Genomic DNA, 12,566 nt, shown 5'->3' on the forward strand with positions numbered 1-12,566 from the left:
ATCGTGGCTTGGCGCGTCTGCCGGCAGTTGCGTCGCCGGGGCCTGCAGATCCAGATGGTGCATGCCCACAAGCTCTGCTTCGAAGGACTGGCGGCCTGGTGGCTCAACCGCTGGCTGCGGCTGCCGTATGTGGTGTCGGTGCGCGGCGAAGCGGAGTCCAAAGTCTTCCGTTTCAAGCCGCACTACCGTCCCTGGCTGCGCCGGGTGGTGCGACAAGCTCGCCAGGTCTATTACGTGTCGGCCTGGTTCAAGCCCACCTTGCTGCGGCACTGCCAGCCGGCCCCGGAGACAGAGCGCTTGTTGCCCAACTTCGTTGTGGAACACGACAGGCCCGCCTCAGGGCCCTGGCACCGCAACCACCTGGTCACGGTGATGGACCTCAACGTCTTCCGGAAGAAGGGGCTCGATCGCCTGCTGCCGGCGTTCAAGACCCTGCTGGCTTCGGCGAGGGACGCGCGGCTGGACGTGATCGGCCGCGGCAGTCCAGAGGTGATGGCCGAGGTCTCCGCCCTGATCGATCAGCTGCAGTTGGGCGCGCAGGTGACGCTGTGCGGCCCGATGCCCAACGACGAACTGCTCGCCCGGCTGCCGGGTTATGCCATGTTCGTGCTGCCCAGCCACAACGAGACCTTCGGCATGTCCTATGTCGAGGCCCTGCTGGCGGGGGTGCCCATTCTCTATTCGAAGGGCACCGGAATCGATGGCTTCGTGGACGATGTCTCGGCTGCCTGCGCGGTCGATCCTTGCTCTGAAGACGCCATCGCAGAGGGGATGTTGCGGATGCTGTCCACCCAAGAGGAGAACCGAGCGGCGCTGGCGCGGCAGATCCCCGAACTGAAGAGCCGCTTCAGCAGCCGCGCCCATGTCGAACAGTATCTCCAGGTGGTGCGGCATGCGTGCGACGAGCAGCCCCTCACACTCGCAATCGCACAGCAAGGACGAATCCCTTGACCCGCCGCACCCTCATCGTGATGACCGCGACGATCACGCCGGCGCAAGGGATCGGCAACTCGGTGCGCGTGGACCCGGCGTTGCGCCTCTCAGAGTACCTGGCGGCCTTTCGCCACTATGCGTCCTTGCCCGATGAGTTGGTGCAGGGGATTCTCTTCCTCGAGAACTCCGGACACGACCTGACGCCTTTTCGTGAACTGCAGCACGCCCTCGGAACCCGGAAGCAGATCGAGTGCCTGTCGACCTCCACCGACTACCCGGCAGAGAAGGGCAAGGGCTATGGCGAGTTCTTGATGCTGGATCAGGGTATGAGCCATCTGCGTGAGCAGGGCTGGCCGGGAGACACCCTGATCTGGAAAGTCACGGGTCGCCTGATTGTGAAGAACATGGCCAAGATGGTGACGCAGGCCCCGCCGGCCTTCGACCTCTATGCCGACTTCCGGCACGTGCCGCTGGTGGGCTCCCGCCTGGGTGGGAATGAATGGCTGGAACTGCGTCTGGTGGCCTTCAGCCTGGATGGATACGACCGCTATTTCCGGGGCCATTACGGCGACGGCTATGTCATCGAGCGTGCCTTCTTCGATCGCCTGTTTCCGCTCATCAAGACCCCACCCAAGGGGGCCTACCCTAGGTTCAGGACCCAGCCGGAACTTGAAGGATTCAGCGGTTATTCCAACAAGAGCTATTCCAGCCTTGAGTACCGCATGAAGGGTGCATTCCGGAGCTTGACCCGGATGGCGCTTCCCTTTCTGTGGATCTGATGAGCCCCATGGATTCTGAGAGGTGCCCTATGCGACGTGTCAGCGTATTGCTTCTGCTGCTGTGTGGACTTCAGTTCTCGGTGATGCGGGGGGCCGAGGGCGCCTGTGCAAGTCCGATTCGTGGAATCAACTTGGTGCCGTTGCCGACGGGGTGGGTGAATGGGAAAGTGGCCAATCAGTTCCCTGGCGAAGAACACATCATCTATTACAAGAGCGTGGGGTTCAATGCGATTCGGCTGCCCATCACTTGGGAATCGGCTCAGCCGGCACTGATGGGTTCGCTCGATTCTGCATACCTCAACGACCTCAAGCAATTTCTGGCCAAGGCCGAGGCGCAAGGGATGCCGGTGATGGTCGAGGTTCACAACTATGACCGATACCAGGGCAAGCTGATTGGCAGCCCCGAGGTGCCCGTCTCCGCGTTTCAAGATCTCTGGCGAAGGCTGGCGGGTGCTCTCAAAGACCAGAAGATGTCTATGGCTACGGCCTGATGAACGAGCCCCACGACACCAACGGCACCTGGAAGAACACTGCCCAGTACGGCGTCAACGGCATCCGCAGTGTCGACTCCAGCAGAAAGATCTTTGTGGGAGGGGATGGGTGGAGCACTCGCAACTGTGGCCAAACAACCATCCCGCGCCGTTTGTAACAGATTCTGTCGGCAAGATCATCTATGAGGCACACATGTATCTCGACGATGACTTCAGTGGGCTCTATAAAAGTCCATTCAATCCGACGGTGGATATTGTCAAGAGGGCGAACGACCGTCTGGCACCTTTTGTGAACTGGCTCAAGACATATGGCCAGAAGGGTGCCATTGGGGAAACAGGTGTTCCCGGTAACGATGAACGCTGGATTCCGGGTTTGATGAGCACGATGCAGGTGGCCGACGCCGCCTGCATGGAAACCTACATGTGGGCGGGGGGGCGCTGGAGTGCAGGCTACATCTTGAGCCTGGAGCCCACGTCAGCAGGTGACAAGCCGCAGATCAATGCGCTACGGCCTTATTTTCAATCCACCGCCATCAGGCGTTGAGCTGAATCGCGGTGAACAAGCATTGGTGAGCATGGAAGGCGGCCGTCGCACGAATCGGTGTGACTGCCGACGTCGACCGACCATTCTTTGGGGGGAATGTCCGCAATGACGGTGAATTCCCAGGTTGGGGACGCGGTACTCAGCGAAAGACTTGTGGGCATGCGGCGCTTGCGGGAGGGGGGCTGCGGTGCCGGTGGGCTCCTATCACTCGCTCCAGATGGCGCGGGAACGTCAAGATATCTCGGCAAAATCCCCTGAGAGGATTCTGAGGAAAGGAATTTGGCGGCGAGGGATCATTATTTGGGGGCTGTCATTATTTTGCATCGGCTGATGCGAAATGGCAGTGCCGGGCGGGTTGGAATTTTTCATCGGGCGCCTTGTCGCGGTCGCTTCGATGAGGTGGCTGGTCGCCTTCACCTGTGCCATGGCCAGGGTGCCATGGATGCTTCGATACAAACTTTTCTTTTGTCTGATCGTGGGGGCAATCATTGGATTCTGTACCTTTCCTACCCATCTCTCAGCCGTTGCCATGCTGCTTCTGACCACGGAGGGGGGGCGGTCTTGCCCTCCGTGTCCTGCTGGTTGGGGGCTGGGGGATCTGGCTCCACACTTGGCTGGAATGCCCCTTGATTCAGCCTCTGCACGCTCGGATGGCACCTCTTCCATTGATCAACGCACTGTCTGGTGATGCCCAAGATGCAAGAAAGGCCGCGGCTGCTGTTGGTAGCGCCCTATGTGGATGAACCAGCGATGCTCCAGGCCTTGTCACAAGGTCTGAATGTCGAGGTGCGAACCGAATTGTTTCGAACCAGCCGGAGCGTCGCAGCAAGCACGTGGCGTCGCCACTGGAATATTTTTCGCTCGGCGTGGGCTGCATTCAAGCAGCGCAATCATGTGGGCTACATCGTGTTCGGTGAGCAGTTCATCGGGCTCTATTACGCGCTGCTGACTCGTCTTCTGGGCCGAGGAGAGAGCGGAGGGCCACGCACCATTGTTTTGCAATTGATCTACAACCGACGGCCCGGGTGGAAGGGTAAGGTTTACCGCGCTCTGTACGCATGGCTGATTCGTTCTCCAGCCCTCACGCGACTCGCCTGTGCGGCTTCGATAGAGCGTCGCTACTATGTCGAAGAGTTTGGTGCCGTTGTTGCTGACAAGCTTGTATTTATTCCTTTTGGAAGAAACTCACCCCTGGATACGGATGATCCTCGAGGGCTGGCGATAACTTCTGCGGAATCGCCATTTTTCTTTGCGGGAGGAACGAGCAACCGGGATTACAAAACCCTCATAGAGGCTTTTCGAGGCTTGCCGGCTGAGCTTCAAATTGCCTGTTACCCGTCAGATGTTGTAAATCTGGATATGCCGCCAAATGTGGCGATCCTTCATGGTGTATTTGACGATGAATTCAAGCGGAAGGTGAGAGATTGCACGGCGATGATCATTCCGATCAAGAACACCGATGTCTCTGCCGGGCAGCTTGTTTTGTTGGATGCGATGCGGCTTGGAAAAACATGCATCGTCACCGCTGGGGGGTGTATGGAGGATTATGTGGATGACAAATCCGCGATATGTGTGCCAGCCGGAGATTCTGATGCCATCAGGCAGGCTGTCCTTGATTTGATTTCTGATCCGCGACTGGCGATTGAACTGGGCGATGCGGCTCGCCTTCGCTACGAGAAGAGCAACACCAGAGCGGCCTTTGGACGCGCGGTTGCCGCAAGTCTAAAAGTGTGAGGCTCTGGTTGCGCTTTCTCATTCATCTGATAATCACTGACAGGGAGAGCGGGTGAATATTCTTTCTGCTGTTGACGCCGCCCCTGGCTTGACGCCATCAGCGTCAGTGCCCCGCGAGAGATTCCACGGACTGGACGGCCTGAGGGCCATAGCGGCACTGCTGGTGTTTCTTCACCACATTGTGATTTCCAATGCGGCGCTCTATTTTCGCCAACATGATTCGCCAATGCTGGCGAGTGCGCTATTTGGGTTCGGTGCATCCGGGGTGGAGATATTTTTTTGTTTGAGTGGTGTGCTGTTGTTGCGCCCCTACCTTCGGCATGGAAGAAAGATAGAGGTCTTGGACTACCTCAAGCGACGCCTTCTTCGGCTTTATCCCCCATTCTTTGTGGCTTGGCTGATATCTGGTTTTGCTGTGGGGTTGGTGTGGATTTATCCAACTTGGTGGACCCGGTTTTCTGGTCTTCCAGGGTTTGATTGGTATGACTGGCTGTTGGAGCTGCCGGTAGGGATATTTACTGATGTGGCTTACAACTTGGCCTGGTGGAGCCTGGGACTTGAGGTATTGTTTTATTTGAGCGTCCCGTTGTTGGTGTTGGTTCTGGTTTACTTCAGAAGAACAGGAATGGCAATAGGCACTCTTGTGCTATTTTGCCTCTTTGCCTCGGTTTTTACTCACGCTTTTGTGCCTTATCTCGGAAAGGCCGGGGCACTTGCAGTTGGTTGGAATTTTGCCTCCTACGCCTTCTGTTTCTCCGGTGGAGTATTATTGGCACGCTATGACGTCACTGGCCCGGTACGAACCTGTTTCTGGCTGATCGGTGGTGTGATGGTCGTCGCGTCTTTGTTTTTCCCAGTCATCAACCATCATGTGGGTTATGGTCTGATTGGGGTGGCTCTGGTTGCCATGGCGGCGGATGGAACGAGTCGGTTGGGGAGATTGCTGTCGGGGTCTTGGTTTTTGTGGTTTGGTGAACGATCTTATTCAATATTTTTGACCCACTATGCTGCCATTAACATGGGCTGCTATTTGGCATCTCTTGTTTTCGATGAAAAGGGTGCGGCATATATAATGTTGAGTCGCAGCTTGGTATTTTTCCTGGCGATATTGCTCATGGTGCTGGTCTTCAATGGGGTGGAAAGTAGATTTGCGCGAAATTTAACGACTGCTGACTGGAAATATCCATGGCGAGGGCGGTTGGTGGCGTCTCTGACAAGCGGCCGGATGTCGGCAGGAAAGGGGTGAAAAATGATTCTCGTGACCGGCGGCGCCGGCTTCATCGGCAGCAACTTCGTGCTGGACTGGCTGGCGGACCCCGCGGCCGAGCCGGTGGTGAACCTGGACGCGCTGACCTACGCCGGCAACCGCGCCAATCTGGCCTCGCTGGACGGCGACGCCCGCCACCACTTCGTGCACGGCGACATCGGCGACCGCGCTCGGGTGGACCAGCTGCTGGCCACCCACCGCCCGCGCGCCATCGTCCACTTCGCCGCGGAAAGCCATGTGGACCGCTCCATCCACGGCCCCGGCGCCTTCATGAAGACCAATGTCGAAGGCACCTTCACGCTGCTGGAAGCGGCGCGGGCCTTCTGGGGCACGCTTGAAGGCGACGAGAAGGCCGCCTTTCGCTTCCACCACGTCAGCACCGACGAGGTTTACGGCAGCCTCAAGCCCAGCGACCCGCCTTTTGCCGAGACGAACCCCTACGAGCCCAACAGCCCGTACTCGGCCAGCAAGGCCGCCAGCGACCACCTGGTGCGCGCCTGGCACCACACCTACGGCCTGCCGGTGCTCACCACCAACTGCAGCAACAACTACGGGCCCTACCACTTCCCCGAAAAGCTCATCCCGCTGATGATCGTCAACGCCCTGGCGGGCAAGCCCCTGCCGGTCTATGGCGACGGCCAGCAGATCCGCGACTGGCTGTACGTGAAGGACCACTGCAGCGGCATCCGCGCCGTGCTGGCCGGTGGCCGCCTGGGCGAGACCTACAACATCGGCGGCTGGAACGAGAAGGCCAACCTGGACATCGTCAACACGGTCTGCGCGCTGCTCGATGAGCTGCGCCCGGACCCGGCGGGCCCCTACAGTCGCCTGATCACCTACGTCACCGACCGCCCGGGCCACGACCGGCGCTACGCCATCGACGCGCGCAAGATCGAGCGCGAGCTGGGCTGGCGCCCGGCCGAGACCTTCGAGACTGGCATCCGCAAGACGGTGCAGTGGTACCTGGACCACCCGGACTGGGTGGCTGATGTGCAGAGCGGGGCCTACAAGGACTGGGTCGGCCAACATTACGGAGCCCGTTGAGAAGAGTTCGGCCGTTTCGTCAGAAGACACAGCACAGGGAGAACGAACACATGCAGCAACGCAGAGGCATCATCCTGGCCGGGGGCTCCGGCACCCGGCTGCACCCGGCCACGCTGGCCATCAGCAAGCAGCTGATCCCGGTGTACGACAAGCCCATGGTCTATTACCCGCTCTCAGCCCTGCTGCTGGCGGGCATCCGCGAGATCCTGCTGATCAGCACGCCGCAGGACACGCCGCGCTTCCAGCAGCTGCTGGGCGACGGTTCGGCCTGGGGCATCTCGCTGCAGTACGCGGTGCAGCCCAGCCCGGACGGCCTGGCCCAGGCCTTCCTGATCGGTGAGGACTTCCTGGCCGGCGCCCCCAGCGCCCTGGTGCTGGGCGACAACATCTTCTACGGCCACGACCTGGGCCGGCGCCTGCAGACGGCCACCGCCCAGACCCGCGGTGCCACCGTCTTCGCCTACCCGGTGACCGACCCCGAGCGCTATGGCGTGGTCGAGTTCGACGCCCAGGGCCGCGCCATCAGCCTGGAAGAAAAGCCCGCCCAGCCCAAGAGCCGCTACGCCGTCACCGGCCTGTACTTCTACGACGAACAGGTCGTGGACCATGCCAAGGCCATCCGACCCAGCGCGCGTGGCGAGCTCGAGATCACCGACCTGAACCGGCGCTACCTGGAGGCCGGGCAACTGGATGTGCAGAAGTTCGGCCGCGGCGACGCCTGGCTGGACACCGGCACCCACGACAGCCTGCTCGAAGCCAGCGCCTTCGTGCAGACCCTGGAGCGGCGCCAGGGCCTGAAGGCCTGCTGCCCCGAGGAGATCTGCTGGCGCAACGGCTGGATCAGCGACGAACAGCTGGCCACCCTGGCCGCGCCGCTGGCCAAGAGCGGCTACGGCAAGTACCTGCAACAGATTTTGAAGGACAAGGTGTTCTGAGATGAAGGCGATCCAGACGGACATCGAGGGCGTGCTGCGCGGCCAGCACGCCCAGAAGACCCCGCATGCCCAGGGCAAGCTGGTGCGGGTGACGGCCGACACGGTGTTCGACGTGGCGGTGGAGATCCGAAAGGACAGCCCCAGCTTCGGCCGCTGGGTGGGCGTGGCGCTGAGCGCGGACAAGCACTGCCAGTTCTGGATCCCGCCGGCCCTGGCGATTGCCTGGCCCGCCATCGGCATGGCTCCGCAGCTCTCGACCAAGGATGCCGCCGCCACGGCTTTCGCCGAGTCCCTGTTTTCGTGACACGGGGTTTCAGAGCCCTTCGGCTGGCGTCGGTCTTGCATGCCAGATCCCGTCACCGATTCATGGCCGTGGCGAACTTGGCGAGACGACTGTCAAGCGCGTACCCTGACAGTGGCGATAAGTTGCACAAAAACATGAGGCCATTCAGCTTTCTGAAGCTTTGGGGCCGTCCACTCGGCAACTGCGGGTGGAGCTTCGCGACGGTGTTCTCTTCTCATATCCGTTTCGCATCGTCTGTTATATGGAGTGATATGAAGAGTAAGGTGACGGTGTCATGGTGGAATTCCCGCCAGCCAGAACAGGTTCTGGTGGGTGCGGCTCCCTTCCGGAAGGCGGCCGTGATGTGTCGAGGTGAGGACAGGTGAAAACGACATCCACCCAGGCGGAACAGGAGCGACGACCCGAACTGGGCGATCAGGGCGCTCAGACGGCCTTTGCCGCCCGACCGCCGAGCGTGCCGGCCATGGTGGCCTCTGTCCTCGAGCCTGCCGTGGCGGCGCTCGGGCTGCTGGCCGCGCACGTTATGTTCCACCAGCACTTCGCCGGGCCGTCCAAGGCCCTGCTGGTGCTGTTGCTGGTCCTGATGTTTCCCGGTGTGGACCGGTTCGGCCGCACGGGAATCCGCCTGATCATCGACATCGGCCTGTCCTGGGCCGGAACGCTGATCGTGCTGTTGTTGCTGGGTTACGCCACGGACGCATTGCAGGAATTCGATCGCACGATGCTGACGGCCTGGGCCATCGGCGTGCCCCTGGTCCAGTGGGCCCTGGTGTGGACTGGATCGACCCTGGTGCAGCACCATGCCACCTTGCCCAACAACCAGCGCACTGCCGTGGTGGTGGGCGCCAACCGGATGGGCGTCCGGGTGGCCAGGATGCTGCAGACCCGACATGGCCGGGGCCGTGAATTGCTCGGCTTCTTCGACGACCGATCCCGAGACCGGCTGGAGCTGCCGGATGACATGACGCTTGTGGGCAAGCTTGAGAGTCTGCCGGCCTTCATCGACGCCAACAGCGTGAAGGACGTCTACATCACGCTGTCACTGACCTCCCAGCCGCGCATTCTGAAGCTGCTTGAAGCCTTGGAGAACTCCACTGCGGAGTTGCACTACGTGCCCGATGTGTTCGGTGTGAGCATCATCCAGGGGCGTCTGGCCGATATCGACGGCGTGCCGGTGGTGAGTCTGCGGGTGACACCGTTCACCGGGGTGAACGGACTGCTCAAGCGCATCAGCGACCTGGTGCTGGCCAGCCTCATCCTGATACTGATTTCGCCGGTGTTGCTGGTCGTGGCCATCGGGGTCAAGCGCAGCTCGCCCGGTCCGGTGCTTTTCAAGCAGCGCCGCACGGGCCTGGATGGCGAGGTCATCGAAGTCTTCAAATTCCGCTCCATGACCGTGCAGGACAACGGTGACGAGGTGAAGCAAGCCATTCGGGGGGATGCACGCATCACCCGCTTCGGGGCCTTCATCCGGCGCACCTCTCTGGATGAACTGCCTCAGTTCATCAACGTGTTGCAGGGGCGGATGAGCATTGTCGGACCCCGCCCTCATGCCGTCGCACACAACGAGCAATACCGCAAGATCGTGCGTGCTTATATGGCGCGCCACAAGGTCAAGCCTGGCATCACGGGTTGGGCACAGGTCAACGGCCTGCGCGGCGAAACCGATACCGTCGAGAAGATGGCGCGCCGGGTTGAATATGATCTGGAGTATCTGCGCAACTGGTCACTGGGCATGGATCTCCTGATCATCGCCCGCACCGCGAAGCTGATGTTTTTTGACCGAAATGCCTACTGACACCATGAAATCCCCCCAAGGGCTCACCCTGTTGGCTCTGGCCACGCTGGCCTGTACGGCTGCCCATGCCCAGCAGAGCCCGTACACGCTGTCCATTGCCCAGTCCCTCACGCGGGATAGCAACGTGTTGCGCGCGCCCAGCGGGCAAGAGCAGGCCGACACCATCAGCAGCACCACCTTGGGGCTGGCGGTGGACCAGCCCATCGGACGGCAGCGGATCAAGGCCGAGGCGGACATCCAGGCCAACCGGTTCCGCAGCGACAGCAGCCTGGACAACGACTCCCCCACGCTCAAGGCGGAATGGGACTGGCAGGCGGGTGACCACTGGGAAGGTGAGGCGGGCGCCAGCCACGCGAAGTCGCTCTACCGCTACAACCTGAGCGGTGCCTCGGTGGTGCAGGAGCGCAACATCCAGACAGAGAATCGACAGTTTTTCCGCGCCCGCCTGGGGGTGGTGACGGCATGGACCGTTGAAGCCGGTTGGGAGGGGTACCGGCGCGATTTCTCCGCTGATCAGTACGTCGCGGAGAACATGAACCTGAACGCGCTGAATCTGGGCATGCGCTACCAGCCTCAGCCTGATCTGAGCGCGCGCTTCAACCTGCGACGGTCGACCGGACAGTACCCCGATTACAGCGCCACGTTGGGGGCAGATGACTTCACCCGATGGGATGCGGAAACGATGTTGTCCGTCCGCCTGTCCGCCGCGAGCTTGGTGGAAGTGCGCGTGGCGCACACCAATGAGATCCACAGCCAGCCCACGGCAGCCGACGGCCCGAAGTGGACGGGGTCCCTGGGATGGCAGTGGCAACCCACCGGCAAGCTGTCCTTCACCACCCGCCTGGTGCGGGACAGCGACACCAGTGGTCAGGCTCTGGGCGATGGCCAGATCAATTCGCAGAGCAAGGTCACCACCCACCTGGAGGTGGGGGGGCAATGGACGGCCACGGACAAGATCAGGCTCGGACTGTCCTACCAACAGAACAGGCGCCGGCTCCAGGAAGCCGTGTCGGGGCAGAGTGGTTTTCTGGATGGACGCGACCGTGCCCGCACGGTGGCCCTGCAACTCAACTACCAACCGATCGAGGCGCTGGCGTTGGGCTGCAGCGTCGCGCGCGAGGTCAGAAGCGTGTCCGGCGATGCTTCAGCGGCTCTGAGCTATCCCTACCAGGCCAATGTCTACGCCTGCTTCGGGCGGTTTGACTGGCGTTGAGCTCCGCAATATGTGTGAAAGTACGCATCCGGCGCCCCCTGCATACTAGGGGGGGAGTCCCCCCAGGGGGTGAGTGGACTCCTAAACTGAAAGCACGTTTTACACGGTGCGCTCGGGCGGGGTCTGGTCCCTGTTCTGGCGGGCCTCCTCGAGAGAAGTAGCATGTCCAACGTCAAGAAGTCCCTGCTGGTACTGGTCGCCGCACCTTTGCTGTCCGTATCGGCCTTGGCCAATACTGGAAACCTGCTTTCGGACGGGAATCTGGATTCCGCGCCTGCATCCAGCGGCTGGGATCTCAGCGGGGGCTACCGCTGGAACAACAGCCAGTTCCTGGTGAGCGACCCGAGCGACTACTACGTTGCGCTCAGGGCGGTGGGGCGCTTTGACTCCTACATGACCCAGACCTTCGCGACGGTTGCGGGCACTCTTTACACGGTGGCTTTTGACTACATCTCCAGCAAGGGTGGCACCCAGTTTGGCTTGCTCAATGGCACGGCGAACAGCAACTCCTGGATCGACTACGAAGTCCTGGGCAAGAGTTCCAGCCCCACCAGCTGGGACAAGGCGACCTACACCTTCACTGCGCTGAGTGATCAGACCACCATCGGCTTTGTGGCCTCGTCGGCAGGTTCCCGGCTGTACCTGAACAACATCTCCGTGGCGGCGGCCGTGCCGGAACCCGCCAGCATGGCGCTGTTCATGGCTGGGCTGGGTGCGCTGGCCCTCGTGGCTCGCCGCCGCCGCCTGAAGGGCTGAGCGGCTCCCGCATCCCTTCAAGACGGCCCTCCGGGGCCGTTTTTCAGTAAGCGGCCAGCTATCCCATCTTGAAGCAGGCGCTTGATCGGCCAACGATCCTGTCCACGATCAACCCATCCTGGACACGATGACTACGGACAAGAAGCGGATCCGCCGCAACCACACCCCGGAGCTGAAGGCGCAGATCATCGCCGAGTGCGAGGTCCCTGGCGCCTCGGTGGCGAAGGTCGCGATGGCCCACGGCATCAATGCCAACATCGTCCACGGCTGGCGTAAGCTGGCTCGCGAGCAAGGCGTAGCGCAGGTCGTAGGACCCGCCTTCGTGCCGCTGGCCATCCCGGCGTCAGCTGTCGTCGACAAAGAGATCCATGTCGAACTCCGGCGCGGCGCGCTCACGATGACGGTCGCCTGGCCCTCTTCGGCGGCGGCCGAGATGACGAGCTGGATGCGCGAGCTGCTGCGGTGATCCGCATCGACGCCATGTGGCTGGCCGCCGAACCCACCGACATGCGCGCCGGCGCCGAGCGTCTGCTCGCGCGCGTCGTGCAGGTCTTCGGCAGCGCAAAGGCGCACCACGGCTATGTCTTCGCCAACGCGCGCGGCACACGCATGAAGCTGGTCGTGCACGACGGCTTCGGCGTGTGGTGCGCAACGAGGCGCCTGAACCAGGGCCGCTTCCTCTGGCCGCGCGATGGCGGACCGGTGCCCGCGTTGACGCGCGCGCAGTTCGACGCGCTCGTGCTCGGCCTGCCTGGCAGCGCCTGGAGC

General features: G+C 61.6%; 14 protein-coding genes and 1 pseudogene. 14 read left to right on the forward strand and 1 reads right to left on the reverse strand.

Going from position 1 to position 12,566, the window contains the following annotated elements; all coding sequences use genetic code 11:
• Window positions 1-3 precede the first annotated feature (3 nt).
• The 4 genes and pseudogenes from I73_RS30865 (at window position 4) to I73_RS32540 (ending at window position 2,747) form a co-directional block, all read left to right on the forward strand.
• Window positions 4-951 carry a glycosyltransferase gene (locus I73_RS30865; protein WP_255348162.1) on the forward strand — a complete coding sequence of 316 codons (948 nt, stop codon included), beginning with the start codon at window positions 4-6 and terminating at the stop codon, window positions 949-951.
• Window positions 948-1,712, forward strand: coding sequence for a hypothetical protein (locus I73_RS09395; protein ID WP_022980374.1), 765 nt, complete (start codon window positions 948-950; stop codon window positions 1,710-1,712). The genes I73_RS30865 and I73_RS09395 overlap by 4 nt, the downstream gene beginning before the upstream one ends.
• Before the next feature lie 29 nt (window positions 1,713-1,741).
• Entirely contained in the window at window positions 1,742-2,203 is a 462-nt protein-coding gene (locus tag I73_RS09400) for a glycoside hydrolase family 5 protein (RefSeq protein WP_022980375.1), read from the forward strand.
• Window positions 2,203-2,747, forward strand: a pseudogene (locus I73_RS32540) (cellulase family glycosylhydrolase). The gene I73_RS09400 and the pseudogene I73_RS32540 overlap by 1 nt, the downstream one beginning before the upstream one ends.
• A gap of 231 nt (window positions 2,748-2,978) precedes the next feature.
• On the opposite strand, the gene I73_RS32545 reads toward I73_RS32540, so the two are convergent.
• Window positions 2,979-3,278 (reverse strand): hypothetical protein, encoded by a 300-nt coding sequence (locus tag I73_RS32545; protein ID WP_159105873.1) that lies wholly within the window; start codon window positions 3,276-3,278, stop codon window positions 2,979-2,981.
• A 156-nt stretch (window positions 3,279-3,434) separates the two neighbouring features.
• On the opposite strand from I73_RS32545, the gene I73_RS31560 reads away from it, so the two are divergent.
• From I73_RS31560 to tnpB, 10 genes are all read left to right on the forward strand, one after another.
• Window positions 3,435-4,481, forward strand: coding sequence for a glycosyltransferase (locus I73_RS31560; RefSeq protein ID WP_083876658.1), 1,047 nt, complete (start codon window positions 3,435-3,437; stop codon window positions 4,479-4,481).
• Between the two features lie 52 nt (window positions 4,482-4,533).
• Complete coding sequence (locus tag I73_RS31565; protein WP_083876659.1) at window positions 4,534-5,727, forward strand: acyltransferase; 1,194 nt, start codon at window positions 4,534-4,536, stop codon at window positions 5,725-5,727.
• A gap of 3 nt (window positions 5,728-5,730) precedes the next feature.
• A complete protein-coding gene (gene rfbB / locus I73_RS09415) occupies window positions 5,731-6,792 on the forward strand; it encodes a dTDP-glucose 4,6-dehydratase (RefSeq protein ID WP_022980378.1) in 1,062 nt (353 codons plus the stop codon).
• Between the two features lie 50 nt (window positions 6,793-6,842).
• A complete protein-coding gene (rfbA, locus tag I73_RS09420) occupies window positions 6,843-7,727 on the forward strand; it encodes a glucose-1-phosphate thymidylyltransferase RfbA (RefSeq protein ID WP_022980379.1) in 885 nt (294 codons plus the stop codon).
• Window position 7,728: 1 nt separating this feature from the next.
• Window positions 7,729-8,031 (forward strand): dTDP-4-dehydrorhamnose 3,5-epimerase, encoded by a 303-nt coding sequence (locus tag I73_RS27110; RefSeq protein ID WP_051049149.1) that lies wholly within the window; start codon window positions 7,729-7,731, stop codon window positions 8,029-8,031.
• Between the two features lie 361 nt (window positions 8,032-8,392).
• Entirely contained in the window at window positions 8,393-9,829 is a 1,437-nt protein-coding gene (locus tag I73_RS09430) for an undecaprenyl-phosphate glucose phosphotransferase (RefSeq protein WP_234409461.1), read from the forward strand.
• A 4-nt stretch (window positions 9,830-9,833) separates the two neighbouring features.
• Window positions 9,834-11,042, forward strand: coding sequence for a hypothetical protein (locus tag I73_RS09435; RefSeq protein WP_148289756.1), 1,209 nt, complete (start codon window positions 9,834-9,836; stop codon window positions 11,040-11,042).
• A gap of 162 nt (window positions 11,043-11,204) precedes the next feature.
• Window positions 11,205-11,798 carry a PEP-CTERM sorting domain-containing protein gene (locus I73_RS09440; protein ID WP_022980382.1) on the forward strand — a complete coding sequence of 198 codons (594 nt, stop codon included), beginning with the start codon at window positions 11,205-11,207 and terminating at the stop codon, window positions 11,796-11,798.
• 127 nt (window positions 11,799-11,925) lie between these two features.
• A complete protein-coding gene (locus I73_RS09445) occupies window positions 11,926-12,264 on the forward strand; it encodes a transposase (protein WP_022979679.1) in 339 nt (112 codons plus the stop codon).
• Window positions 12,261-12,566, forward strand: a 306-nt coding sequence (tnpB, locus tag I73_RS09450) for an IS66 family insertion sequence element accessory protein TnpB (RefSeq protein ID WP_022980383.1), incomplete at its 3' end; no start/stop codon positions are given. The genes I73_RS09445 and tnpB, both read left to right, overlap by 4 nt.

It is taken from the genome of Ideonella sp. B508-1, assembly GCF_000333615.1.
Taxonomy (GTDB): domain Bacteria; phylum Pseudomonadota; class Gammaproteobacteria; order Burkholderiales; family Burkholderiaceae_C; genus Ideonella.